22 protein-coding genes, 1 tRNA gene and 1 pseudogene are annotated in these 26,376 nt (G+C 57.3%); 14 read left to right on the top strand and 10 right to left on the bottom strand.

Annotated features, from left to right (window positions below):
• A pseudogene (locus HKD27_RS00005) lies at positions 1 to 107 on the bottom strand (transposase); the annotation flags it as partial.
• 319 nt (positions 108 to 426) lie between these two features.
• On the opposite strand from HKD27_RS00005, the gene HKD27_RS00010 reads away from it, so the two are divergent.
• Together HKD27_RS00010 and HKD27_RS00015 are read left to right on the top strand one after the other, a co-directional pair.
• The gene (locus tag HKD27_RS00010; protein WP_194688351.1) at positions 427 to 1,038 is read left to right on the top strand and encodes a nitroreductase family protein; all 612 of its coding nucleotides are present in this window, start codon (positions 427 to 429) and stop codon (positions 1,036 to 1,038) included.
• A 60-nt stretch (positions 1,039 to 1,098) separates the two neighbouring features.
• The gene (locus tag HKD27_RS00015; protein WP_194688350.1) at positions 1,099 to 2,370 is read left to right on the top strand and encodes an MFS transporter; all 1,272 of its coding nucleotides are present in this window, start codon (positions 1,099 to 1,101) and stop codon (positions 2,368 to 2,370) included.
• Between the two features lie 53 nt (positions 2,371 to 2,423).
• Here HKD27_RS00015 and HKD27_RS00020 read toward each other — a convergent pair whose 3' ends face one another.
• Positions 2,424 to 3,596: an alpha-hydroxy acid oxidase gene (locus tag HKD27_RS00020; protein WP_197436587.1), complete on the bottom strand. Its 1,173-nt coding sequence runs from the start codon at positions 3,594 to 3,596 to the stop codon at positions 2,424 to 2,426.
• A complete protein-coding gene (locus tag HKD27_RS00025; RefSeq protein WP_194688349.1) occupies positions 3,596 to 4,381 on the bottom strand; it encodes an SDR family oxidoreductase in 786 nt (261 codons plus the stop codon). Before HKD27_RS00025 ends, HKD27_RS00020 begins: the two co-directional genes overlap by 1 nt.
• A gap of 231 nt (positions 4,382 to 4,612) precedes the next feature.
• On the opposite strand from HKD27_RS00025, the gene HKD27_RS00030 reads away from it, so the two are divergent.
• From HKD27_RS00030 to HKD27_RS00065, 8 genes are all read left to right on the top strand, one after another.
• Positions 4,613 to 6,079, top strand: a complete 1,467-nt coding sequence (locus HKD27_RS00030; protein ID WP_194688348.1) for an NAD(P)-binding domain-containing protein — start codon at positions 4,613 to 4,615, stop codon at positions 6,077 to 6,079.
• Positions 6,072 to 7,706, top strand: a complete 1,635-nt coding sequence (locus HKD27_RS00035) for an ABC transporter substrate-binding protein (protein WP_228518262.1) — start codon at positions 6,072 to 6,074, stop codon at positions 7,704 to 7,706. Before HKD27_RS00030 ends, HKD27_RS00035 begins: the two co-directional genes overlap by 8 nt.
• Positions 7,707 to 7,708: 2 nt before the next feature.
• Positions 7,709 to 8,752 (top strand): ABC transporter permease, encoded by a 1,044-nt coding sequence (locus tag HKD27_RS00040; protein WP_194688346.1) that lies wholly within the window; start codon positions 7,709 to 7,711, stop codon positions 8,750 to 8,752.
• Between the two features lie 2 nt (positions 8,753 to 8,754).
• The gene (locus HKD27_RS00045; RefSeq protein ID WP_194688345.1) at positions 8,755 to 9,615 is read left to right on the top strand and encodes an ABC transporter permease; all 861 of its coding nucleotides are present in this window, start codon (positions 8,755 to 8,757) and stop codon (positions 9,613 to 9,615) included.
• Entirely contained in the window at positions 9,612 to 11,222 is a 1,611-nt protein-coding gene (gene nikE / locus HKD27_RS00050; protein WP_194688344.1) for an ABC transporter ATP-binding protein, read from the top strand. Before HKD27_RS00045 ends, nikE begins: the two co-directional genes overlap by 4 nt.
• A 130-nt stretch (positions 11,223 to 11,352) precedes the next feature.
• The gene (locus tag HKD27_RS00055) at positions 11,353 to 12,294 is read left to right on the top strand and encodes an N-carbamoyl-D-amino-acid hydrolase (RefSeq protein WP_194688343.1); all 942 of its coding nucleotides are present in this window, start codon (positions 11,353 to 11,355) and stop codon (positions 12,292 to 12,294) included.
• 36 nt (positions 12,295 to 12,330) lie between these two features.
• Complete coding sequence (locus HKD27_RS00060; RefSeq protein WP_194688342.1) at positions 12,331 to 13,011, top strand: aspartate/glutamate racemase family protein; 681 nt, start codon at positions 12,331 to 12,333, stop codon at positions 13,009 to 13,011.
• Positions 12,995 to 13,708 (top strand): amino acid racemase, encoded by a 714-nt coding sequence (locus tag HKD27_RS00065; protein WP_197436588.1) that lies wholly within the window; start codon positions 12,995 to 12,997, stop codon positions 13,706 to 13,708. The genes HKD27_RS00060 and HKD27_RS00065 overlap by 17 nt, the downstream gene beginning before the upstream one ends.
• A 64-nt stretch (positions 13,709 to 13,772) precedes the next feature.
• Here HKD27_RS00065 and HKD27_RS00070 read toward each other — a convergent pair whose 3' ends face one another.
• From HKD27_RS00070 to HKD27_RS00090, 5 genes are all read right to left on the bottom strand, one after another.
• Positions 13,773 to 14,876: a mandelate racemase/muconate lactonizing enzyme family protein gene (locus tag HKD27_RS00070; RefSeq protein ID WP_194688341.1), complete on the bottom strand. Its 1,104-nt coding sequence runs from the start codon at positions 14,874 to 14,876 to the stop codon at positions 13,773 to 13,775.
• Positions 14,873 to 15,613: an amino acid ABC transporter ATP-binding protein gene (locus HKD27_RS00075; protein WP_194688340.1), complete on the bottom strand. Its 741-nt coding sequence runs from the start codon at positions 15,611 to 15,613 to the stop codon at positions 14,873 to 14,875. The genes HKD27_RS00070 and HKD27_RS00075 overlap by 4 nt, the downstream gene beginning before the upstream one ends.
• 1 nt (position 15,614) lies before the next feature.
• The gene (locus HKD27_RS00080) at positions 15,615 to 16,274 is read right to left on the bottom strand and encodes an amino acid ABC transporter permease (protein ID WP_194688339.1); all 660 of its coding nucleotides are present in this window, start codon (positions 16,272 to 16,274) and stop codon (positions 15,615 to 15,617) included.
• Between the two features lie 5 nt (positions 16,275 to 16,279).
• Positions 16,280 to 17,047, bottom strand: coding sequence for an ABC transporter substrate-binding protein (locus HKD27_RS00085; protein ID WP_194688338.1), 768 nt, complete (start codon positions 17,045 to 17,047; stop codon positions 16,280 to 16,282).
• Between the two features lie 73 nt (positions 17,048 to 17,120).
• Complete coding sequence (locus tag HKD27_RS00090) at positions 17,121 to 18,653, bottom strand: amidohydrolase family protein (protein WP_194688337.1); 1,533 nt, start codon at positions 18,651 to 18,653, stop codon at positions 17,121 to 17,123.
• A gap of 497 nt (positions 18,654 to 19,150) precedes the next feature.
• On the opposite strand from HKD27_RS00090, the gene HKD27_RS00095 reads away from it, so the two are divergent.
• From HKD27_RS00095 to HKD27_RS00105, 3 genes are all read left to right on the top strand, one after another.
• A complete protein-coding gene (locus tag HKD27_RS00095; RefSeq protein ID WP_194688336.1) occupies positions 19,151 to 21,562 on the top strand; it encodes a TonB-dependent receptor in 2,412 nt (803 codons plus the stop codon).
• Positions 21,563 to 21,654: 92 nt separating this feature from the next.
• The gene (locus HKD27_RS00100) at positions 21,655 to 22,410 is read left to right on the top strand and encodes a class II aldolase/adducin family protein (protein ID WP_197436589.1); all 756 of its coding nucleotides are present in this window, start codon (positions 21,655 to 21,657) and stop codon (positions 22,408 to 22,410) included.
• Between the two features lie 10 nt (positions 22,411 to 22,420).
• The gene (locus tag HKD27_RS00105; protein ID WP_194688334.1) at positions 22,421 to 23,743 is read left to right on the top strand and encodes a dihydroorotase; all 1,323 of its coding nucleotides are present in this window, start codon (positions 22,421 to 22,423) and stop codon (positions 23,741 to 23,743) included.
• A 9-nt stretch (positions 23,744 to 23,752) separates the two neighbouring features.
• Here the strand turns inward: HKD27_RS00105 and HKD27_RS00110 are convergent, their stop codons facing one another.
• Complete coding sequence (locus HKD27_RS00110) at positions 23,753 to 24,652, bottom strand: LysR substrate-binding domain-containing protein (protein WP_194688333.1); 900 nt, start codon at positions 24,650 to 24,652, stop codon at positions 23,753 to 23,755.
• A 139-nt stretch (positions 24,653 to 24,791) separates the two neighbouring features.
• Between HKD27_RS00110 and HKD27_RS00115 the strand changes: the two genes are divergently transcribed.
• Entirely contained in the window at positions 24,792 to 25,763 is a 972-nt protein-coding gene (locus tag HKD27_RS00115) for a D-2-hydroxyacid dehydrogenase (RefSeq protein ID WP_194688332.1), read from the top strand.
• Between the two features lie 532 nt (positions 25,764 to 26,295).
• Here the strand turns inward: HKD27_RS00115 and HKD27_RS00120 are convergent.
• Positions 26,296 to 26,371, bottom strand: a tRNA-Glu gene (locus HKD27_RS00120).
• Between the last annotated feature and the right edge of the window lie 5 nt (positions 26,372 to 26,376).

Here is a 26,376-nt window from a genome sequence, read left to right on the forward strand (position 1 = left end):
AGACCAAGGAAGCGCATAAAAGACAGACGGTCATTGATCAGGTCTTCCATCCGCTCGTCGGAGAGCTTGTTCAGTGTCTGGATCACCAGGATTTTGAACATCAACACCGGAAAAATGGAATCACAGAGACGTACACAAAACCGTGGAGTTTTTAGAACTCTCCACCTGTTTCACCGAAAGTAAAAAAACAGAACAAGAAGGAGAGTATGACAGCTTCTGGAGGCTGGGGCCGTCCGTATCCAAAAACGTCGGTAATGGTGCCGACTGGAAACCCCGATATTTCACGGCAGGCTTCAGGAACACGCTATTTCCTGAAGCTATAGCCTCGGATTTATTATGATACCAACACGAAACGGAAATCCTGTTAGGGTTGGGCTTCGTCAGCATGCTGCGTGATATTTCCATTCCCACAACATGAGATCCGTGATGACCGAAGCCCCCAACCGCGAAGCATCTTCCTCAATCATGAAAATGATCGTCAATCGCTGGTCCCCCCGCGCCTTTACGGACGAAACCATTTCTGACGAAGCTCTTCGTGAAATTCTCGAAGCGGGCCGTTGGGCTCCCTCCCAGTATAATTCGCAGCCGTGGCGGTTCATGTACGCCCGGAGGGGAACGGAAAACTGGGAACAGTTCCTGTCCTGGCTGAAGCCGGTGAACCAGAGATGGGCCAAGTCAGCGTCAGCGCTCGTCTATATTGCATCGCGTACCACCATGATTCCGAGAACAACGCCGGATCGTGTTTTTTCCCGCACTCATTCCTATGATGCCGGGGCTGCTGCCATGCTTGTCCTTTTGCAGGCGCACCATGCTGGATGGGCGGCTCATACCATGAGTGGTGTCAGTGATGTCGACCTGACCCATGCGGGTCTGCGCCTGCCGGCCGATTATGCTTTTGAAACCGCAATCGCCATCGGAAAGCAGGCTCCGGCCGAGATTCTTCCGGAAGATCTGCGGGTGCGTGAAGTGCCTTCACAGCGCGTGCCAGCTGATCGTGTTATATTTGACGGGACCTTTGTTGAAGCTCCTGATGCCTGACATCCTCTTGCCCTGTGGACGTGAGTAGCGTCGGCAGGGCAAAAGCCTGCGGAGAGAATAATGCCAGGATTTGATCCGCTTGACAGAAAGCTGCTCATTCGTCTGATGCCGCTTCTCGTCCTGTGTTTTTTTTTTGCTTATGTAGACCGGGTCAATGTCAGCTTTGCTGCCGGTGACATGCGCCATGACCTCCTGCTTTCAGGCACGACTTATGGACTGGGCGCCGGAATTTTCTTTATCGGCTATGTTCTCTTTGAGATGCCGGGCAATTACATCCTTGGTCGACTGGGAGCCAGATTGTGGCTTTCAGTCTGCATGATTGCCTGGGGGCTTGTCTCTGCAGGCATGGCCTTTATCGGGAACGGGACCGAGTTTCTCGTCATGCGTTTCGTGCTCGGGGTGGCGGAATCCGGTTTTTATCCCGGAATTCTCTTTTTCCTGATGCAGACCTTTCCGCCCAAGCTCCATGCACGGGTCGTCAGCTATCTGATTGTGGTCATCCCCGTGGCGAGCGCTGTGTCATCACTGCTTGCAAGTGTCATCTTGCACTTGAACGGGACATGGAATCTGCACGGATGGCAATGGCTTTTTCTGATTGAAGGGCTTCCCTCAATCCTTCTGGGTGTTCTCCTCTATCATTATCTTCCTGAGCGGCTGGAGCACGCCGCGTGGCTGACAGAAGATGAGCGGACAGTTATGGCCGGTCGTCTTGCCTATCTGAAGGCTTCCCGGCAGTCGCGCTCCCTTGACCTGTTTCTTGGCGCGTTCAGGTTCCCGATCGTCTGGAAGATTGCCGTTGTTTTCTTCTGTATTTCTTTTGTGAGCGGCACGATCCATTTCTGGCTGCCCCAGATGATTGCTCATGTCGGGTTCGACCGGCACAATGTTCTCCGGCTTGCGACCGTTCCATATTTTGCGGGTGCCGTGGCTCTTCTGATATGCGTGAGGCGAACCGGGACGGCCACTGATAACAGACGCATTCTCAGTGCTCTGGTGATTGCCTGCCTTGCACTGGCAAGCATGACGCTCTCACCATCTCTTGCAGGGCAGGGGGGCCTGCTCACGCTGGCTACGGCCGCACTTTTCGTGATCCTGGGGTTGATGTGGGGCTTGCCCGGACGTTTTCTGCACGGCGTTCAGGCAGCCGCCGGGGTTGCGCTGATCAATTCATTCGGGAACCTCGGGAATTTCTTTGGTCCGGTGGTCTTTGCGTCTCTTTCCGGTTCGACGTCAGCCTATGCCCGCGGGCTGATTATGGATGCCCTGATGCTGGGAGTTGCCACGGTTTTTTTCTGGAGGTTGATCCGTAAGGGATCTGTTCCTTCCACATAGCTCACGGGCATGTTGCTCCAGAAGCAGGAAAGACCGGCTTCTGGAGCGTCGTATTACTCCTGCCCCCTGACGTTCAGGAGGCTATTCAGCTCCAGCTCTGACAAAGCAGTCTGCCCACTCAGTCCCATCGTTACGCGCAGTTCGTCCAGAAGCATGTTCAGGATGCGCTCCACCCCCTCGGCTCCGCCCGCGGCAAGACCATACAGTGGCAGACGTCCGACCATGACCGCATCCGCGCCAAGAGCGAGCAGTTTGAAAACGTCGCTTCCCTGCCGGATGCCGCTATCGGCGATGACCGTCATGTTCCCGGCTTCGTCTGCCAGGGAAGGAAGCACATCCGCCACGGCAGGTGCTGAATCAAGATTGCGCGCCCCATGTGTCGAGACGACAACGCCATCAATCCCGATCCGTCTGGCGCGGATGACATCTTCAGGGGACAGAATTCCCTTGAGCACAAGCTTTCCTTTCCAGACTACGCGCAGATGTTCGATATCCTGCCACGTCACGTCTCGTGCCAGCCGTACGGACGGGTCCTGCCGGGGACGCAGGACGTCCGGACGCAGATATTCCGGATAATGCGGAAAATCCGGGATTCCACGCCCCCGCAGCAAAGGGCGCAGAAGTGCATTCCATGCCCAGCGCGGATGGGAAGCAATGTCGAGAACAGACCTTGGCGTTGCCCGGAATCCCATGCTGAACCCATTGCGCCTATTGTAGTGACGTAACGGCTGCACGGCCGTGTCTACTGTGATCACCAGTGTTTCTACACCAGCGGCTTTGACACGTTCCAGCAGTTCCAGCGTCCGTTTCCGGTCCTGCCAGACATAGAGCTGAAACCACACATTTCCCCGTCCTGCCCGTGCAACGGTTTCGATCGGCACGATGGATTGTGTCGCCAGGCAGACCGGTATTCCCAACCGGGTCGCAGCCGAGGCGATCCGGGCTTCTCCGCCGGGGCGGATCATGCCTGCAATGGCCGTGGGGGCGACGATCAGGGGGGTAGGTAATGTTTCCCCCAGAACGTTGCAGGACAGGTCGCAGTCGCTGGCGTCGGTGAGGACGGACGGCACGATCCGCAGACGGTCCAGCGCGGCTCTTCCCAGTCTGAGGGCTGTTTCGCGTTCGCTTCCCCGGTCCATGTATTCGAACAGGACCCGGGGCAGATAACGACGTGCGGCTGTGCGATAATCTTCTGCTTCCAGCAGGGAAGACAGATCAGGCGCCATCACACACTCCGGATCATCCCCCCGTCGATCCGGAGTTGGCTGCCGGTGATGTAGGAGGCCCGTTCGCTGGCCAGAAAAACCGCGGCGTCGGCAAATTCTTCCGGCCGCCCATAACGTCCGGCGGGAATGTTGCGCAGGGAGCGGCTGGCAACTTCTTCGACCGTTATTCCGTCACGAGAGGCCGCCGCACCATCGAGCTGGTCGAGGCGATCCGTATGAATGCGCCCGGGGATCAGCATGTTGACCGTCACACCATCCGCTGCAACCTCGTTGCTGAGTGTCTTGGACCAGCCGGCAATCGCCCCGCGGATTCCGTTGGAGAGACCAAGTCCGGGGATGGGCTGCATGATGCCTGATGACCCTACAGTCAGCACGCGCCCCCATTTTCGCTCCCGCATCCCGGGAACCAGCCGGGATGCCAGCAGGAAGAAGCGGCTGGCCATGACCGTGAACTGGGCGATCCAGTCCTCGTCGGAGAAACCGCTGACGAGGCCGGGTGGGGGGCCACCGCTGTTGTTGACGAGAATGTCCACGCCTCCGCTGGCCAGAACGCTGTCTGCCAGTGCGATAATGGATGCACGGTCCTTAAGATCGGCCTGCAGCGCTGTAATACGGTTGCGCTGCTCTTCAGGCAGTTCAGCACGCCAGGCTTCGATGTCAGCGGGATGCCGCGAGGCCGCCAGGACATGGACACCTTCGGCACACAGGCCAATCGCGATTGCACGTCCCAGCCCTCGGCTTGCTCCGACCACGAGAGCCGTTTTTCCATTCAGACCCAGATCCATGGATTTTCCCCTTCACAGGCGTATGCAGCACCACTGTGGAACAGTTTCCAACACCCTGTCGACAGGACGGGAGATGGAATAATTACAATTCTGCTCTTTATTCCGGGACGGTATTGAGGTGGCTTATACCCGGCAATGATTCGCAATCGAAAAAGCCGGGAAAACAGTTCACATCAGCCGCTTTTCGTTCTCTTCTGCAAACGATATTTCAGATGACAGGCGGTGTACAAAATGACCTCAGATGCCCTCCCGCAGACAGACCGCGCCCTGGCCGAACTGACAGCCCGCGTTCGGGACGACCTTGACCGCATTGCTCATCCGCGGCGCCCCTGGACGTTTCGGCACGACGCTCCCTCCGGCGAGGCGATGCTCGATGTGCTGATCGTGGGCGGTGGGCAGAGCGGGCTTGCTGCGGCATTCGGGCTGATGCGTGATGAGGTCCGCAATATTTTGGTGGTCGATCAGGCTCCCCGGGGGCTGGAGGGGCCCTGGCTGAGCTATGCCCGGATGCATACGCTCCGCAGTCCGAAGGACTTCACCGGTCCCGATCTCGACATTCCATCCCTGACCTATCAGAGCTGGCATGAAGCGAAGTTTGGACCGGAGAGCTGGACGGCACTGCATCTGATCACCAAGCAGCACTGGGTCGAATATCTGCTCTGGCTGCGTGATACCGTTGGAATCCCCGTCCAGAATGATACGACTGTTCTGGACATCGAGCCCTGTGAAGGCGGTTTGTGCGTCTTGCTCCAAAACGCAGGGGCTGAGCCGGTGCGCCGTTATGCCCGCAAGGTTGTTCTTGCCACGGGACAGGAGAGCCTGGGCCGCTGGTCCATGCCGGGCTTTATCGAGGCACTGCCTTCACGGGTCCGCGCCCATACGGCGGAGGGCATCGACTTCTCCGCTCTGCGCGGAAAGCGTGTCGCCATCCTCGGGGCTGGTGCGTCCGCGTTCGACAATGCCGCAACTGCTCTGGAAGCGGGGGCAGGGGAGGTGCATCTCTTCTGTCGCCGGGTGGAGCCGCAGCTTGTGCAGCCCTATCTGTGGCTGACTTTTACAGGCTTTTTGAAGCATTTTTCCGAACTCGACGACGTCTGGAAATGGCGCTTCATGAACTACATTCTTGGCCTGCGTGAAGGCTTCCCCCAGCCCACATGGGACCGCTGCGCGAAGCATATGAATTTCCGTCTTCATACGGGAGCTGGCTGGAACGGTGCCCACATGGACGGGGAAAAAATCCTGCTGGAGACAGCGCAGGGGCCTTTCGAAGCGGATTACGTCATCTGCGCCACAGGCATCGAGCACAATCCCGCGCAGCGCCCCGAACTGGCCCGTGCCGCCGGAAATATCGCGCGCTGGGAAGACCGCTTTACGCCAGCTCCGGATGAGCAGAACAGCCGCCTGTCGGCCTTTCCCTATCTGGGCAACGACTACACGCTTCAGGAGCGCGCCCCCGGTGAAACGCCGTGGCTGCGGAACATCCATCTGTTCTCCATCGCGGCCACGATGAGTTTTGGCCCGTCCGGATCATCCATCAACGCCATGAAATTCTCCGTGCCCAAACTGGTCTCCGGTATTACCGGTGCCCTCTTCCGCGACGATGTGGAAGCTTATTGGCAGGACCTGAAAGGGTATGACATCCGGCAGGCTGAACTGCGCTGGCCTGCAGGTCATCCCATGACACTGGAAGATGCCTGAGCCTATGGCCAGACATCCCCTCAGTCGCCGGACCTTCCTGGCTTCGACCCTCGGTGCGGGCGCTGCCCTGACCCTGCCGTATCCGCAGGGTGCTGCCTTGGCGCAGTCCCGAAGGGAGACGCTGCGCCATGTGACGGGTGGCGCCATCAATACGCTTGACCCTACCATGCTCGGGTCAACCCGTGAGTCCTTCGGGCTGAGCATGAATGTCTATGATCGCCTCATGACGTTTGGCAGCCGTTCCATCGGGGCTTTCGCGACGTTTGATCCCACGCATCTGCAGGGCGAACTCGCTGAATCCTGCGAGATCAGTGCCGATCAGCGGAGCCTTACGCTTCATCTGCAGGATAATGCCGTCTGGCATGACGGCACACCCGTCACGGCTGAAGACATCAAATGGTCCCTTGATCGCTGTGTCTCGGCCAATTCCCTGGCCCGCCCCCAGTTCAGCAGCGGATCCCTGACCACACCGGATCAGTTCCGCATCGCCGGTGAGCGCACCATCGAGATTTCCCTGCCCAAGCCTGACCGTCTGGCGATGGCCAATCTGGCCATGCCCTACGCCATCATGGTCAACAGTCGGCTGGCCCGACAGCATGTCACATCAGACGATCCCTGGGCCCAGCAGTGGCTCCAGCACAATACGGCGGCCGGGGGCGCTTTCCGCGTCGAAAATTTCAAACCCGGCGTGAATGTCACCCTGACCCGTCATGACGGCTGGCACGGTGGAGCAGCGCCTTTTTTCGAGCGGATCATCAGCCAGACCGTTCCTGAAGCGACCACCCGCGCCGGGCTGATCGAACGCGGAGATGCCGACATCGTTATCGATCTTGAAGCCTATGATATCATGGCGCTTTCCCGTCGCGGCAAGGTCCATATCGATTCCGTCGTGGAGAGTAACTGCTTCACACATCTGGCTTTCAATACCCAGAGCGCGCCGTTCAATAACGTGCTCGTCCGTCGTGCCATTGCGCTGGCTCTGCCGTATCAGGACCTGTTTGCAGCCAGTATCTTTGGACGCGGCAAACCCCTTTATGGTGCAGACTGGTCAGGGCAGTCTCAGGCGCCGGATTTCCCACAGCCCCTGCCATTCTCGCAGAATGTCCAGAAAGCGCGCGAAATGCTGGCGAAAGCTGGCCATCCCGAGGGTTTTCACACGACTTTTTCCTATGCCACCAGCCAGACGACCACAGCCGAGCCCATGGCCGCGCTGATCCAGGAAGCGCTGGGCCATATCGGCATTACGGTCAGGATCGACAAGCTCCCGGATGCGCAGTTCAACACCATGCAGGCTCGGCGACAGCTCGATTTCTACACCGACACCGCGGCTGGCTGGATCGAGCATGCCTATTATTTCTTCTACCTGTATTTCACCCGTGACCAGCGCTGGAATTTCTCCAACTGGAACAGCCCGCACATGGTGGAGCTTGTGGAAAAGGCCCGTTTTGAAACGGACGAGGCGGCCTATGTGGCCGAATGTCAGGCCATGCTGGACCTGCTCGTCGATCAGGTTCCGCTGATCCTTCTGTGGCAGCCCAACATGGATGCCGTGACCGTCCCTGATCTCACTGGCTTTACATACCAGTATTACCGTCAGGTCGATTTCCGTACCCTGGCCCGGAGCTGACCATGTCCGCGGAAAAACATCTCCTCCCGCCTTTGGTCCGCCGGATCGGACTGCGTCTGGGTGCGGCACTTCCCGCGCTCTTCTGCGTCATTCTCTTCACCTTCATCATGATGCGGGTGCTTCCCGGTGATCCGGCCGTCTATTTTGCTTCTGGCCCCAATGCCGGACAGGCTGAAATTCAGGAACTGCGCCACAAGATGGGGCTGGACGCGCCCATGCCCGTCCAGTTCCTGCACTATCTCGAAAATCTCGCGATGGGTGATCTCGGCCGTTCCCTGACGACCGGCCAGTCCGTGGCGCAGGATATGCACGAGCGCCTGCCTGCCTCGCTCGAACTGACGCTGACGGCACTGGCTTTCAGCCTACTGATTTCCCTGCCGCTGGGTCTGACGGCGGCCTGGTGGTCCGGCTCGAAATATGACCAGTTCGTCCGCGCTTTCTGTTCGGCCTGCTTCTGCATACCGCCGTTCGTCTCGGGCATCCTGCTGGTTTACGTCTTCTATTACTGGCTGGGCCTTGCTCCGGATCCGACAGGCCGGATCAATATCTTCCTTCCCCAGCCTCCACGGCTGACGGGCCTCCTCCTGATTGACAGTGCGCTGGCGGGAGACTGGACAGCGTGGCACGAAGCTGCCGGTCAGCTTGTTCTGCCGGCCATGACGATGGCGCTGTTTGTGATTGCGCCTCTGACCCGCATGACGCGGGCGGCAGTGATTTCGGTGCTGGGGGCGGATTATATTCGGACTGCACGAGCCATGGGGCTTCCGACCTGGCGGATCATGATTGTCTACACGCTGCGCAATGCATTGATGCCGGTCCTGACGACGGTGGGGATCGTATTTTCGACCATGATGGGGGCGAATGTGCTGGTGGAGAAGATTTTCTCCTGGCCGGGCGTGGCGTCCTATGCGCTCGATGCGCTCGTTTCGTCCGATTATGCGCCGGTGCAGGAGTTTATCCTGCTGATGGCGTGCCTGTTCATTCTGGTAAATCTGGTGATTGACCTGCTGCTGGGTGTGTTAGACCCGCGGGTGAGTGTGGAATGACCATGACGAATGTCACAACGCGCTCAAAGCGCTTCGGGATCGGACGTTTTATCCGTCAGCAGCCTGTGGCAGCGCTGGCGATCGGTGGTCTTTCGATCATCGTGCTTCTGGCTGCGCTTGCCCCGGTAATATCGCCATATGATCCGCTGGGCTCGGACGTGCCGCATGCGCTTCTTGCGCCTGACGGGCAGCACTGGTTCGGAACCGACGAACTGGGGCGTGATGTATTCAGCCGGATTCTTGTGGCGGCGCGCCTCGACCTGTCGATTGCCGTTTCTGCCGTGACAATCTCGCTTGTGGCTGGTGTGACAGTCGGGTGTTTCTGTGGATATCAGGGGGGCTGGCTGGACCGTGTGACGGGACGTATTGTGGATGTACTGACAGCGTTTCCATTGTTCGTCATGGCCATGGCGCTTGTGGCGGTTCTGGGGAACTCGATCGCCAATCTGATTTATGCGACGGCCATCATTAATTTCCCGTTCTATATCCGGATCGCCCGAAGTGAGGTTGCGGCGCGGCGTAATCTGGGTTGGGTAGAGGCGGCGCATGTCAGCGGAACGTCGCCCACGCGCATCGTACTGATGTTCCTGCTGCCCAACATTTTGCCGACCATTGTCGTGCAGGCTTCCCTCAATCTGGGCTGGGCTATTCTCAATGCCGCTGGGCTGTCCTTTCTGGGGCTGGGGATTCCGGTACCGACGCCTGAATGGGGGGTGATGGTCGCCAACGGGGCACATTTCATGTCCTCGGGGCGGTGGTGGCTGGTCGTGTTTCCAGGTGGAATGCTGATGGTGACCATCCTGTGCTTCAACCTGCTGGGTGATGGCCTGCGGGACCTGCTCGATCCGAGGACACGCTCATGAACGAACCTCTTCTGACCATTGATGGTCTTCGCGTCAGCTTCACATCTGACCGGAGCAGAAGGGAAGTCCTGCATGGCATTTCCCTGTCCCTTGAGCGCGGGAAGGTGCTTGCGCTTGTGGGAGAAAGCGGCTCGGGCAAGTCCGTAACAGGGCTGACCACGATGGGACTGCTGCCGAAACAGGCTGTCGTGACGGAAGGGACGATCCGGTTCCGGGGGCAGGATATTACACGTCACGTTCCGCGCAGCCTGCGCGGGGCGGGCATTGCGATGGTGTTCCAGAATCCGCGCGCGGCGCTCAATCCGACACGGCGGGTGCGAGACCAGCTTGCGGACGTGATCCGGGCTCACGACAGACTGGACCGTGCTGCATTGCAGGTGCGGCTTGTGGAACTGATGCATCAGGTGAGCATTACGGACGTTTCTCGGTGTCTGAATGCGTATCCCCATCAGCTTTCAGGTGGTCTGTGCCAGCGCATCGTCATTGCCATGGCAGTGGCATGTTCTCCTGATCTGATCATTGCGGATGAGCCAACCACGGGTCTGGACGTTCTGACGCAGAAATCGGCGATGGATCTGCTTCTGCGCCTGACGCGCGAGCAGGACATGGGCATGATTCTCGTGACGCATGATCTGGGAATGGCAGCGCAGTACTGCGATGATGTTGCGGTTATGCGACATGGTGAAATCGTAGAGCACGGGACGCCCGAAATGCTCTTTAGCACCCCACAGAACGACTATACGCGTCGGCTGGTTGCAGCATGTCCCAATAAAACATCGCTACTGGAAATGCCGGAGGATGCGGCCGCCTGGCAGGACAGTGGTCCTGTGCCATTGCTTGAAGTGCGAAATCTGGTGAAGGAATATCAGAGCGGGTTCCGGGCCGTGGATGACGTGTCCTTTTCTATCCGTCAGGGCGAATGTCTTGGACTGATCGGAGAGTCCGGTTCGGGGAAAAGCACGATTTCCCGGCTTGTCAGTCGTCTGGTGGACGCGGACGGCGGTGAAATTCTGTTCAACGGAACGTCGATCAGTGCAGTTCCCGCCGAGGACTTTTATCGGGCGCCACAGCGTCGGCAGATCCAGTTCGTTTTTCAGGACGCGGCAGGCAGCCTCAATCCGCGTTACACGGCTTTCCGGTCTATTGTTGATCCACTGCTGCGGATGGGACCGGTTCCTGAGGGAGATACGCTTCGGGAGCTTGTCGTGCAGACCGCGCGGTCCGTCGGGCTGTCGGAAGATATACTGGAGCGTTATCCACACCAGATGTCGGGAGGACAATGCGCCCGTGTGGGTATTGCGCGGGCGATTATTGTATCACCAGACCTGCTGATTCTTGATGAACCGACAGCTGCGCTGGATGTGCTGGTGCAGGCCGAGGTCCTAGCGCTTCTTGAACGGCTGCGGCGGGAGCAGGGCATGTCCTATCTGTTCGTCAGCCATGACCTGCATGTTGTGCGCATGCTGTGCGACCGCGCGATCATTCTGCGGAAGGGGAGGATCGTTGAGGCTGGGCAGTGTGAGGATATCTTCCAGACCCCGCAAAGCGATTATACGGCGCAGCTTCTGGAAGCGATCCCACATTTCAGACCGGCGGTATATGTATAAGAAATTCAAATAGAGGTCATTCAATTGTTATAGGCCTTTAATTGATTCGATTTCGGAATTTCCATAACGTCAAGACGGGTCAAAAATAGACGCAATACCTATTCTCCTCCAATACAGCTTCGAGAACACAATGAGCCGCATTATCAGAATTGCTGCCGCCCAGATGGGGCCCACCCAGCGTACGGACTCAAGGGCAGACACGCTTGCCCGGCTCATAACGCTTCTGGAACAGTCTGCCGGGCAGGGTGCCGAGCTGGTGGTTTTTCCGGAGCTGGCGCTGACGACGTTCTTCCCGCGCTGGCTTCTGGAAGGACAGGAACTGGAAGACTATTTTGAAAAGTCGATGCCGAATCCCAATGTTCAGCCGCTGTTCGACCGGGCACGGGAACTCGGAGTTTCATTCTATCTTGGTTATGCGGAATTAACGCCGGACGGCCAGCGATTCAATACGTCCGTTCTGGTCGGTCCGGATGGGCAGATCATGGGGAAATATCGCAAGATCCATCTCCCCGGTTCGGTCGAACCGCGTCCCGGTGCGGTCTATCAGCAGCTTGAGAAGCGCTATTTTGAATATGGGGACATGGGCTTCCCGGTCGTCCATTCTGGTCCGGCGCTGAAGGATGCCATTATTGGCATGCTGATCTGCAATGACCGCCGCTGGCCGGAAGCTTGGCGATGTCTGGCATTGCAGGGCATGGAACTGCTCTGTGTCGGCTACAATTCGGCGGCTTACGATCCCAATGGCGGCGACACCGAAAGTGCGGCACTGCGGACTTTCCACGCCCAGCTCGTGGCGCAGTCCAATTCCTACATGAATGCGTGCTGGAGTGTGGCGGTTGCCAAAGCTGGTAACGAGGACGGATCCGGACTGATCGGCGGGTCATGCATCGTTGATCCGGACGGACAGATTGTTGCGGAAACGAAAACTCTTGTAGATGAAGTCGTTGTTGCGGACTGCGACATGGGCCAGTGCTTGCAGGGCAAGTCCAAGATGTTCAACTTCGAGGCACATCGGCGCCCGCAATGGTACACCCCGATTACCGAGCAGGTGGGGGCCATCATCCGTAAATGAAATGCGGTTTTTCCAACCTGTCAGTGGGGATTTTTTATGACGGATACCGCCAAAATACTGGTCATCAACCCGAATTCCTCGGAGCTGGTCACGGCGGCAATTGATCGTGAAGTTGAGCATTTCCGGGCGCTTTCTCCTGTCAGGATCGACGTTCGGGGCACACCGGGCGCTCCGCCGGGCGTATCGTATCAGCAGGATGCGGATGATATTGCGCCAATGGTGCGCAGGATCGTGTCGGAAAACGAAGCTGATGCCTATGTCATTGCCTGTTTCAGTGATCCAGGTCTGCTGGGGGCCCGGGAAACGTTCCCGGAAAAAATCATCCTTGGATGCGGTGAAAATGCAATCCTTCAGGCCCTGACAGAAGCAGACCAGTTCGGGATCATTTCTTTGTCGATCCTTTCTACCTATCGACAGCGTCGCAAGATCCGCATGATGGGTGTGGCTGACCGGTATGTGGGAAGTCAGGACATTTCATCGAACGCGGTCGAGGCGACTTCTCCGGAACTGCTGGACCGGATGCTGGAAGCCGGACAGGCCCTTGTGGCACGTGGGGCGGATATTGTCCTGACGGGCTGCGCGAGCATGTCCCATTTCCGCGAGCCTCTGGAGGAGCGCCTGGGGGTCCGCGTCATTGATCCGGTCGGGTCGGCCGTTTCTGCCGCCATCGGGCGGATTATCCTCAAACAGGGACAGCGTCGTGGATCAGCCCGTTAAGCTGATTGGCGTTCTGGGCGGAATGGGCCCTGCGGCAACCGCGGATTTCATGGGGCAGGTCATTGCCAATACCTCAGCGAAGGTGGATCAGGAGCATATTCCGCTTCTGATCTTCTCTGACCCGGTCATACCGGACCGCAGTACCTCCATTCTGGATGCCACTGCCCCGTCTCCGCTGCCGATGTTGCAGGATCATGCTGTGCGGCTTCAGAGGGCGGGCGCTACGGCACTCGTCATTCCGTGCAATACCGCTCATCATTTTCACTCCGATATTGCGGCCGCACTGGATATTCCCGTTCTGCACATTGCGGATGCGGTCTGCGAGGACCTCGGTCGGCTGCGGAATGACGGAGGTCAGGTGCAGGCTGTGGCGTTGATGGCGACTGCAGGAACCATCATGTCCGGGTTTTATCGCCATCGTCTCGAGAAGGCGGGTTTTGCGTGCATGATTCCTGATGCCGAAGAGCAGGCCCTCATCAACGAGGTCATACGCCTGGTGAAAGGCGGGAACACCACTGCGGCGATCGCACCTGTGCGGGACGCGAGCCGACGGCTGAAGGCACGTGGGGCGGATGCGGTTATTCTTGGCTGTACGGAACTGCCGCTGTTGCGTGAGGCGATCGGAGATATCCTGCCTTACGTGGACTCAACACGAGCGCTGGCGCAGGCCTGCATCCGGTACGTCCGGCAGAGCTGACTTTTTTCCTGCGAAACTGTCCTGTTAAAGGGAGGGAGCCTGTGGCTCTCTCCCTTTCTGCGTTTCAGCCTTCAGAGGGCATGACAAAAGGAGCCAGTGCGTCCAGATCCGGACGGATACCCCATCCGGGGGATTGCGGAAGAAGAACCTCGCCATTTATGGGAGCGAGATTTCCCTGAAAATAGGGCGTCCAGAGTGCCGCCTTGGACATGGGCCATTCCAGAAACAGCGCATTGGGCATTGCTGCCAGCCAGTGGGCATGCATGGCGATGTTCAGCGGTGTCGTGAAAGAATGGCTGCAGACCTGCGGGACCTGCGGGGCAATTTCGCAGGCTGCGAGCAGGCCGCAGCGTGTGATGTCCGGCTGCAGGATGTCCACCAGAGGGGCAATCCGTTTCAGGCCAATAATCCCGCACTCGCCCTCACCAGACGCGATCGGGACGGCGCTTTGCTTGCGTAGGTTCTTCTGACCGTCCAGATCGTCGCGGTTGAGGGGTTCCTCGATCCAGGCAAGATTGAAAGGCTCGAAGGCCCGGGCGCGGGAGAGGGCTTCGTCCAGCGTAAAGGCCTGTGCGGCATCCACCATCAATGTTGCATCGGGGGCGACGTTGCGTGCGGCCTGAAGGAAGGCGACGTCGCTTTCCTCGCTGGCACCGAAAGGCGGCCAGCCCAGCTTGTGGGCCCGAAAGCCGGCCTCACGTTCCGCACCGATGCGCAGCGCCGTGGCTTCCGGCGTGGCGGCAACCTTGTCGCTCGCGTAGCAGGCGATGGATGTCCGGGCTTTGGGCGAGAGCAGATGGCTGATGGGGAGGTCCGCGCGTTGCCCGGCCAGATCCCATAAAGCCAGTTCGGCCGCGGCGATGGCCTGCATGACCACACCGTCACGACCGATCCACTGGGTGTCCTTTTCCATCCGGCGGCGCAGGGCCGGGATGTCGGATGCATCGGCGCCGAGCAGGATGCAGCGTAGCCCTTGCGCGGTGACATGGGTTTTGGGTGCGTTCACCACGGCGCGGGACAGGAAGGGACTACCATGGGCTTCACCCCATCCCGTCAGACCGTCTTCAGTGACGATCCGCAGGAGGAAGCATTCCTCGTCGCGTGGCTGACCAGTCAGGGATGAGGGAAGGCGGAAGGCCAGTCCGTCTACGGCTTCGATGCGGCTCATGCTGGCAGGGCTCTTGAAAGAAAGGCGCGTCCACGTTCGGTGGCAGGTGCGGTGAAGAAGGTCTCGGGTCTTTCGTCTTCCACGATCTGTCCATCCACCATGAAAAGGACGCGATGGCCGATACGGCGTGCGAAGGCCATTTCATGTGTGACAACCAGCATGGTCATCCCGCTCTCGGCCAGTTTTTCCATGACGCCGAGCACTTCCTGCACCATTTCGGGATCAAGTGCGCTTGTGGCTTCGTCGAAAAGCATGACCTTGGGCTGCATGGCGAGGGCGCGGGCGATGGCCACGCGCTGCTGCTGTCCGCCGGAGAGCTGGCCCGGATACTTGTCGGCATGGGCGGAAAGACCAACCTGCTCCAGCAGTGCCGCAGCCTGTTCGCGTGCCTGTGCGCGTGGTGTGCCAAGGACAGTCACGGGACCTTCCATCACGTTACCGATCGCCGAGAGATGCGGCCACAGGTTGAAGGACTGGAAAACCATTCCGACATGCCGGCGCAGTTGTATGAGGTCGCGCTGGCGACAGGAGGGCGAGATTTGCTGACCGGCGACAGAAATGCTGCCGGAGGTATGGCGATCCAACTGGTTGACGCAGCGGAGCAGGGTGGACTTTCCCGCACCGGAGGGGCCGATCAGGGAAACGACCTGCCCTTGTGGGACATCGAATGTGATGTCCGTAAGGACTTGGCGCTCTCCGAAGGATTTGGAGGCGTTCTGGAAGGAAACAACGGTCATGTCAGCGCACCGTGTAATAGCTGAGGCGGCGTTCGATCCACGCCTGTGCGATCTGGAGAACGGTGGTGATTGCCAGATAGAGAATGCCGGTTGCGACCATCACTTCCGTCACCTTGAATGTTACGGAATAGATGCTCTGGGCGGTCAGCATCAGATCCGGTACGGCAATGACGGACACAAGCGACGAATTCTTGATGAGTGTGATGGCCTGTCCGACATAAGGGGGCAATGCGGGTTTGAGCGCCTGTGGCAGGACGATGCGGCGCATGATCTGAAAAGGCGCAAGACCGACCGCGGCTGCTGCTTCGGCCTGTCCTGACGGGACGGACTGGATGGCAGCGCGGAAAATTTCGGAGAAATAGGCTGCGGAATTGAGGCCGAGCGTCAGGATGCCGGCGCTCCATGGATCAAGCCGGAAGCCGCTCTGGGGGACGGCATAGTAGACTGCGAAGAGCTGAAGCAGCAGAGGCGTGCCTCGTAGAATCCAGACATATCCCCAGGCCAGAAGTGAGATGGCGCGCATCGACGACAGGCGTGCCAGCGCAATACACAACCCGAGGCAGGTGGCCATAAGCAGCGCCGCCATGCTGATTTCGAGCGTGACGCCGCAGGCCCGGAGGAGGCGCGGCATGATATGGGCGACGAAATGCCAGTTCACCACGGATTTCAGGCTCCAAACCAGTGATTGGACAGGGATTTGGCCTGACCGTCTGCCTGTCTGGCGCGGATCTGTTCCGAGACGGCTGCTGCAAGTGTTTCGGAGCCGGATGGCAGGATCATTGCCAGAGGATGGGGATCGATTTCACGTCCGACGAGCTTGAGGGGCACCTGCTGCTGTCTGATGGCATATTGCGCGCCGCCACGTCCGACAATCCCGGCGTCCAGACGGCCGGACATGACATCCATGATGATGTCAGGCAGGCCCGGATAGGAGCGTAGCGTGCCGGGTTTGGCCTGATTATGGGCCACGTCTTCAAGAATGCTGCCGGATGCGACGCCGATGGTCAGTCCGTGCAGATCCTCGACTTCATGAATGGAGGTGTTGTCAGCCCGTACGATCACCGCAGCGGAATCAGTGCAGTAAGGCTCTGAAAAAACGAAGCTGGCCTTGCGCTCCGGGGTGACGCGGACGGCGCTCATGACAGCGTCATACTGGCCGGCCATCAGGCCGGGGAGGATCCCGCTCCAGGACAGGTAGGAAAAACGTGGCTCGACACCAAGGCCTTTGCAGATCAGCCGGGACCATTCGAGATCGAAACCTGTCAGGGTTCCGTCAGCGTCCAGAAAACTGTAGGGCGCATTGGCTCCTGTTGTCGCAATGCGCATGAAGCCCTGCTGGCGCACACTCTCCAGAGTTGATGCGTGGGCTCTCCCGATCAGGGATGTTCCGGCAAGGGTGAGCATTCCGGTCAGCAGGGAGCGACGATGCATCATGATTTTCCTCAGCGATGATAAGGACTGGGGAACACTGCGGAGAGTACTCCCCCGGAACCGGGCGTGTTGTGGTTTAGCGACGGCCATTGACGAGATAGAACGGTTCCGAAATATCGAGGTGATCCAGCATCTTGCGGTGCCAGTCATGAAAATAGGGACGCAGTTTGGCGAGTGCGGAGATACGCTCGGGTGTTGCGGCCTTCGTCTCGTGATGCTTCACGTAGCTGCGGATTTCACCATACAGCCCTTTGACATCAATGGTCTGGAACTTCCGGTCACGGATTACAATGCGGCCGTTGACGACGACGTCTCGGACATCCTGTCCTTTTCCGCGCCATAGCAGCAGGTCGGGGATGGAGAGATTTTCCGAAGTCCAGGGGTCGTGAAGCATGGAACCCGTCTCCATGACTGCGAGATCAGCAGCCGCGCCAACCTGAAGGGTGCCGTGATTCTGCTCGAAACCCAGCGTCCGGGCCGCGTTTGTCGTTCCCATGGACAGGATCTGGGCAGACGTCAGGGGAGGCATGTCCGCCAGATCGAAGCCCGGAACACGCGAGAGCATGGCCGACATCCGCAGTTCCATCAGCACGTCATCGTCATCGTTCAGGGACTTGTCGTCGATGCCGAGAGCGACGTTGATGCCTTTGCGCATCATGTACCAGACCGGGGAAATGCCATTGCGGACATGCAGGTTGCAGGAGCCATGATGCGTCGTGCTGGCACCGCGCTCGGCGATGAGGTCGATGTCCTTTTCCGACAGCCAGACGGCGTGACCCAGCGTGGTGTTGGGCCCCAGCAGACCGATGCGGTCCAGATGTTCCACCAGGGAACATCCGAAGGTCTTGATGCTCCAGGCGCGCTGATGAGGGGTCTGGAGTGTATGGATATGGATTGGAGTGCCACCGTGGGAGTCGGCGCTGTCGCGGATGCGGGTGAAGAACTCATCCGTGGAGCCATGCGCCCATGAAGGGCCATGGAGAACCCGGCTCATGGGAGAGTCTTCCTCGCGGTGCAGGGTCTCGAACAGGTCGAGATAGCCGTCTGCAATCGCGCGGGCATCATAGCGCGTCATCGGCAGAACGAAATCGTGCAGTTCGACCGGGAGGGTCTTGAGGAAGTCCCCTTCATCAATGCAGAACCGGTTGCGGTCACGCACTGCTGGCGAATAGGCCAGGCGGATACCGGTTTCGCGATAGCTGTTGATGGCCTGACGGGCCTGTTCCAACGCCTTGGGACCTTCGTCGTTCCAGCCCGTGTGATGGATCGTCGTGCAGCCGCCACGCAGATGACGGACCGCTGAAAGGGCGGAACACAGGTCGTTCGGCAGATAGACCATTGCCGACCAGTCGAGAAAGGCGTTCTCGAGGTAGTCGTAGAGGACGCCCTTCTGGATGGGCGACAGGCCACGGCCATGGGAATGGGCGTCGATAAGGCCCGGCATGACGAGCGAAGTTCCATCACCGATGACATCGGCAGCAGGATATTTCTGCTGCATCTCTGACCATGAACCGAATTCCTCGACCGTCTCGCCTTCGATACAGATGGCCGCATCCTTCAGGATCGTTCCGGTATCGATGATGACGTGGCCACCCCTCACAAGCAACATGTCGCGCTCCGTATAAATCTGTGTTCCGCAAAACCGGTGCCCGGGTGGGCAGGATACCTTGGCAGCCAGACCTGTAAGGCCAGCTCATGTTTGTAACGAAAGAACGAATACCATCTACTGATATGGATTCGAATCCGAACCGATTACAGGGAATCCTTCTCTCGCTTGCCGAAAATTACCCTAATCAAACCTGAATCCGACTAAAACCTCTAAAATCCGCAGGGTGGTATAAGACTGTGAATAATAACAAGTAATTGAAATATTGGCTTTTTCTGTCGGATTTTCGTGCTGTTTGTGAGGAAGCTATCACGAGACGATATAGCGCTGCTGATCTCCTAATAACCAATTTGTTGCCGCCTCAAATATTCGGATGCTTATATCATCACGAAACGGAAACATTTTCGCGTTGCTTAATATTGCTGTACGGCATCGCCTCCGGGGAGAGCGACAGTCACAGTAAAACACGCGACCATCATGGTATTATAGGGAGCAGAGCGATGAGACACTGGTCAGCTGCACGAATACTGCTTCTGTCTACGACTGGCCTGATTTACGGAGCTGGTACCGTAGCATATGGAGCGGACACCAAGAGCAGGCATTCTACGTCAGCATCCGCCTCTCAGCCGCAGGCGAAAGCAGGAAAGCCGAAGCCGGTCAAAGGCGGGTCCAAGGGGCCGAAAAGCGTTGATGCCAAGGGTGATATCGAAGCGATTGCCGTGCATACGCGTCGGCAGAGCGGCGGCGGCCTGCTGTCCATGACCAAGGATATCCGCTCTTCCGTTGCAACGACCCGTGCTTTCATCGAGACGCAGCCGGCTACAGCCAATCCCGAACAGCTGATGGCGATGCAGCCGGGAGCGGTTGTGGCGACGCAGGATCCCTATGGTATCGAGCCGGGAAACATCACGGTCCGTGGGCTGAACAACAATGAGATCATCTGGCTGTACGAGAATTCTCCAATCACCAATGATGGTACATTCTATCCTCAGGAAGCGGTGGATGCGCTGAACCTTGAGGAAGTCCGGCTCAGCCCTGGATCAACCAGCTTCGATCTGCCAGGTTCCAATGGTGCTGCGGGTACGATCCGCATGGCTCTGCATAATCCCGATCACAAGCTGGGAGCATCAACCAATATTACCTATGGCGCCCATAATACCCGTCAGGTTTATGGGCGTATTGATACGGGTGATATCGGGAATACCGGGGTGCGTGGCTTTGTGTCCTATTCCAACTTCGTCGGTGATGACTGGCGCGGTCCGGGGCATAACTGGCGCGAGCACGTGGATGCCAAATTCATCAAGGACTGGCAGGGTGGCCACCAGACGACCCTTGCAGTGGAATGGACCAAGCTCAACTTCCAGCTCGAGCGTCCTCCAAGCATGTCTGCGTGGAACACCTACGGCAAGAACTACAATTATACGAGCAAATTCACGTCGGGTGACACCAACTATTACAAGCTGCACCAGAATGTCTATCAGGGCATGTTTGCGACCCTGAACCAGCATTTTGCGCTGTCGCATAACCTTGCATTGGATGTTGACCCGTATCTCTACTGGGCAGAAGCAGCCATTCCGGGTGCAATGAACCTGTCTGCGTCTTCGGCCTACCAGGGCACGCAGAAGATCTCGGGACTTCAGCTTGAGACAGGAAACGGCTCTACGGCCAACTCGGCACTGTTGTATTCCAATTCACCAGCGCTGTTCATGCGTTCGGGCATCAATGCGAAGCTTGAATGGAAAATTGGCGAGCATAACCGTCTGATCTTCGGAGACTGGTATGGCTTTACGGAGCAGTCACAGGCAGGTCAGTTCAACTATCTGAATGCTTCTGGTAGCCCCAAAAGCCTGTGGGGCAGTACGTCCTCGGCCGTCTATCTGCCAAACGGAAAGCTCTACAATTTCTCTGACGTGCTCAACCGCATCCAGACGAACCAGATTTTCCTGGGCGATCGTGCATCCTATCTGAATCACCGTCTTTCGCTTGAGGCTGGTTTCAAATATCTGTTCTACCGCGCGCAGGACTTCAACCGTATTCCCGGCGTGACCTATAACATCAACAACAATCAGACAGCTCCGATGCCGAGCATTGGGGCGCGGTATGATTTCAATGACGAGCATGAGATTTTCATGGATGCGGGTGTGAACTCCCGTGTTCCGGATCCGAGCCAGATTGCGGACTCCGTCAGTGCCAGCACGGGCAAGATCACGGGACGGGCATCCCGCGACCAGAAGATCGAAACGTCGATCATCGAGGAGCTTGGCTATCGCTATAACGGCAAGATGATCAACGCCCAGCTAACGCTTTTCAACTATAACTTCACGAACCGTCAGGTTCAGACGGTTGTTGTTCAGAATGCAGGACTGGTTACGCAGTATGTCAATGCTGGCGGCCAGACAAGCCGGGGTGCGGATGTCTCGGTTGGGACAACGCCGTTTCACCACTTCTCCATTTTTGCATCGGGTGAATACCTGCATGCAACGATTGACAACAACATTCCGACCCAGGGAACATATCTTCGGACTGCCGGAAATACTGCGACGGGTTCGCCGACATGGACGGCCAACCTTGGCGTAAACTATAATGACAGTCGGATCTTTGGTAATATCCAGATGCATTATGCATCGAGCCAGTATTCGACGTTCATGAACGACGAAAAACTTCCCGGTTTCAAGACGGTTGATATGACTCTGGGTTATCGTCTGCCGAAAATTGGCCCGGTCAAGGCGCCCAAGATTCAGCTCAATCTCGTCAATCTGACAAACAATCACTATCTTTCCGGGATCTACAGTACGCAGTTCAATGCAAAATCTGCGCGTGCCATGAACGGATCGACAATCGCTGGCTCGGCTCCGCTTTACATCATAGGGGCCGGTTTCACGGCGATGTTCTCCTTCTCTGCGGCGCTTTAAGCGGAGAAGATTTTTCCCACGACATGCGGGGTATCGGTTTCATTCTGGAATGGGACCGATATCCTGTCGTTACAGACAACAGGAACATGATCATGACACAGAATGCAGCGTCCGTTACGTCCACAGGCCTGTCCGTCCGGCAGGAGCTGGCGGCGACCTTCCGTATTCTAGCTCATTTCCGGATGACGGACCTGATCCATACCCATGCCTCGGCCCGGATCAAGGATCGTGATGGTGCGTTGCTGATCAACCGGTATAACCTGTTGTTTGATGAAGTCACCGCTTCCAACCTGATCGAGATCGACGAAGCCGGTGTACCGTTCCCGGAGTATCAGGATGCGGACATCAATGATGCCGGCTGCAACATTCACAGCGCAATTCACGAAGCGATGCCGGGAATTGGGTTTGTGATTCATACCCATACGCGCGCAGGTGCTGCTGTTTCCGCCCAAAAGCATGGCCTGCTGCCTATCAGTCAGCAGGCCATGATGTTTGATGGTGCTGTCGGGTATCATGAGTTCGAGGGCTTTGTGCTGTCGCATGAAGAACGGGGTCGCCTTGTTGCCGATCTTGCGGATAACAAGGTGCTGATCCTGCGCAATCATGGTCTGATTGCAGTGGGCAACAATGCAGCTGAGGCTCTCAACCGGATTTATAACCTTGAGCGGGCCTGTGAAATTCAGGTGGCCGCGCTGGCAGGGAATCCGGAACTGGTGACGCCACCAATGGATATCCAGAACCGTATGGGCAGGCAGGCCGTGACGCCCAAGCAACTCCATATCGAAAAAATGGGTTGGGATGCATGTCTGCGCATGATCGACCGGCAGGATATCAGCTACCTGCTTTGAGGGCGCAGAAATGCATTATGATCTGCTATTGCGAGGCGGGACGGTCGTCACGCCCCAGGGCCGCTATGTCGCGGATATCGCGTGTCGGGACGGCAGGATCAGCACTATTGGGGATCTTCGTACGGCTACGGCGGATCAGGAGGTGGACTGCCGGAACCTGACCGTGCTTCCGGGATTGATTGATCCGCATGTCCATCTTCGGGATCCCGGCGATCCGGCAGTCGAGAATTTCAGTGATGGAACACGGGGGGCGGTTCTGGGAGGGATTACGACCCTCTTCGATATGCCCAACACTGCGGAACCCGTGACGGATCTTCCGACACTCATGAAAAAGATTGTCTCCATGCAGGGGCAGATCTGGTGTGATGTCGGCCTGTATATCGGGGCGACCAAACGGAATGCGCTCGAGCTTGAAACACTCGAGACGCATGATGCGGTCTGCGCCATCAAGCTGTTTCTGGGCTCATCCCGGGGCGATATGCTTGTAGATGACGACGAGAGCGTAGAGCGCATCATGCGCCATGGTCGTCGGCGTATCTGCTTTCACTCCGAAGACCACGCCCGGCTTCAGAAGCGTCGGGCCATGTACGAAGAGGGGGAGCCGCATCGCCTCCATGCGGAATGGCATGATGTGGAATGCGCCTTCCTTGGAACACGACGGCTGACAGCGCTTTCGGTCGAAACGGGACGCCCGATTCATATCTTGCATGTTTCGACAGCGGAGGAACTGGAGTATCTCAAGGCTTATCGCCATCTCGTGACGACCGAAATCCTAGTCAATCACCTGACGCATGTCGGCCCGGAAATCTATGACCGGCTGGGTGGTCTTGCCGTTATGAATCCGCCGATCCGTGACCAGTTTCATCATGATGCGATCTGGAAAGCCGTGCGGGAAGGGAGGGTGGACTGTATTGGCTCTGACCATGCACCACATCCCCTTGAAGCCAAGATGCGGCCATGGCCAGCCACCGCGGCAGGTCTGACGGGTGTGCAGACGCTAGTGCCGGTCATGCTGGATCACGTTTCGGCTGGTCGCCTGTCACTTGAGCAGATGGTGCAGCTCATGTCCGCCGGACCGGCAAGAGTCTATGGCTTGCGTAACAAGGGCCATATCATGCCTGGCTATGATGCTGACTTCACCATCGTAGACATGGCAGCGCAGCGGACCATTACGACGGACTGGATTGTCTCTCCATGTGGATGGACCCCGTTTGACGGCCATGAGTGCACGGGGTGGCCGATCATGACGGTTGTGCGCGGAAAAATTGTCATGCGTGATGACGAGGTTATCGGAGATGCGGAGGGGCGCTCTGCGTCCTTCTCGAAAGTCTGAAAAGTCGTCTCAGCGTCCTTGCGCCGCCTGCTGGTTCAGCAGTCGGCGCATTTCTCCCAGAAAGGTTTTGGCCAGCCGTGTGAGAGACCGGTTTTCGGCCCAGACCGCTGATGCTGCTACCGGAATGGAAGGGGAGAACGGGCGCTGGATGAGGCGGAAACGTCCGGCAGAACTGGCGGTGAGAGGGTCAACCACGGCCACTCCTACCCCCTGATCTGCCAGAATGCAGGCTGTCAGGCCGTAGCGGACTTCTACCGCAAAAGTCAGTTCCACGCCCGTCTGTTCGTAGGCGCGGTGTAATGCTGCACCGAGCTTGGTTTCCTGTTCCAGTGCGATCAGGCGATGTTGGTGCAGGTCTTTCGGCGTGATGACTTCGCAGGCAGCCAGAGGATGTTCTGGGAGCATGACGCAAACCATTTCTCCTTCATACAGGACCTCCGAGCAGATTCCCGGCCGCTCGGCAAAGCCAAGAATGAAGCCCAGTTCGGCCTGATGCGTCTCTATGCTTTCGAGGACTTCCTCGTAACGCCGGGTGTCGAAGAACGTGCGGACACGTGGGCGGCGGATCTGCATTTCGCGAATGGCGTGGGCCAGAACGCCGTATCCGACAGGAGGCGTCGCTATGAGGCGGAGTTGTCCCGCCTTGTTGTCCCTTATGTCTTTTATCCGGCTCTCGAGACGCTTGTGTGTATCGAAGATTGACTCTGCTTCAGCCAGGAGAATCTTCGTTTCAGGTGTTGGAAAAATACGGTTGTTAACTCTCTGGAACAGCGCAAACCCGATCTGCTCTTCCATGACTTTGAGGGCATTGCTGACAGCAGGCTGGGACAGGCCAAGCGCATGTCCGGCTGCAACCGTCGTGTTGTAACGTACGATGGCGCGAAGAATTTCAAGCTGTCGGAGATTCACTGATAACCACCACGAATAGTCCCGGTCCGAATTATCATATAAGTATCGAAAATAAGCCGCTAGCGAAACATTTATCGGATTTATATCATTGCGTATCCGGTTTGCCTAACTGGACATGTCAGCTTTGCAGGATGCCCTGATGCCTTGGATCACAGACAGTCCCAAACTCGTTTCAGCCCATCCCATCTACGATATTACAGCCGCCTTGCCACCAGATGCGCCGATTGTGACATCGCCTCATGCCTTCACGGAACAGGATCTCAGGCCTCTGCTCGCCGAAGTTGAAGTCCTGTGCATTTCCATGATGTGGCGTGATGAATTCCTGGATTTGGCACCCAACTTGAAGATGATCCAGTCAATCAGCGCAGGTGTGGATCATTTCCCGATGGAGCGCCTGAAAGAGCGCAATATTCCACTCTGTACGGCCGGGGGAACCAATTCCCGAACGGTTGCTGAGCATACGCTGGCATTTCTGCTGAATATCTCCCGCCGCCTTTACGCAACCCGGGACGACCAGAAAGCCCATCACTGGAATCCTCCTCGTTACGGCAGCCCTGATCGACAGCAGGAACTTGAGGGAAAGCAGGTTGGGATTATTGGCTATGGAAAAATCGGCAGCACGATCGGCGAACTATGTCGTCTGCTGGGAATGAAAGTGACAGCGGTTCGGCGTCAACAGTCCGAAGACGGACGTATGGACAATGACATCAGAACGGCTCTTTACAGTGAGTTGGATACAGTTTTGCCGGATCTGGATTTCGTTGTTCTGAGCTGTCCTCTGACGCCACAAACCGAAGGGCTGGTAGACAGCAGGTTCCTTGATCTCATGAAGCCCACAAGCTGGCTTGTGAATGTTGCACGTGGGCGTGTCGTGCGGGAGCAGGAACTGGTCTCCGCTCTTGAACGGGGTGTGATTGCAGGGGCTGCTCTTGATACATTCGAGCGTGAACCGTTGCAAAAAGACAGTCCGCTCTGGGATATGGCTAATGTTCTAGTGACACCACACAATGCCGGGGACAGCGAGAAATACGCACCTAATGTCGCCAGACTTCTGTTGGAAAATATCCGAAAATTTGAAGCTGCTGAGTCTCTGATCAACAGGGTGGTTTGAGAGGCTGGTCTTAGTGGAAATGCAAACGGGCTTAGACCATGCTTTATTCCAGTGACTTCTGGCTATCCAAAAATATTGGTTCATAAATGCGAACCAATGTTTTTGCTTTCGTATCGCTAGAGTCGAAAAACCATTCAAAGCTGCGACGCGGATGGAAGGATCAAAGAAGCATTGATTTCTTCTGATGCCTGATTGAGGCACGTCGGACAATAATTGACGGCCCTACAGAATGCCTTTCGCTTTGCGTCTAAAGCAGAGCGAGAGTTGTTCCGTTCCGGATTTCAATGTGACAGCCTTGATGATGTGATTGTTTTCAGCAGCTGGCAAAATGATTAAAATGGTTCCTGCAAAATCTGCGGCAAAGTTTCCTGATAGTCCAATGACATGCGCAGAGTGTGTTTGCACAATCATCAATTATACAAAAATCTATGATGAAGAAATCCGCATTTGCGGAAAAAGAGACAGACTAATTAAATAGCGTGTCTTATGCCATCCCAAGCTGAACCCTAAAGTCCCCAGTTTTATACTAAAATGGCGTCCCGTACGGGATTCGAACCCGTGTTGCCGCCGTGAAAGGGCGGTGTCCTAGGCCTCTAGACGAACGGGACTGGAG

Source organism: Gluconobacter sp. R75690, from assembly GCF_015244525.1.
Lineage (GTDB): Bacteria > Pseudomonadota > Alphaproteobacteria > Acetobacterales > Acetobacteraceae > Gluconobacter > Gluconobacter potus.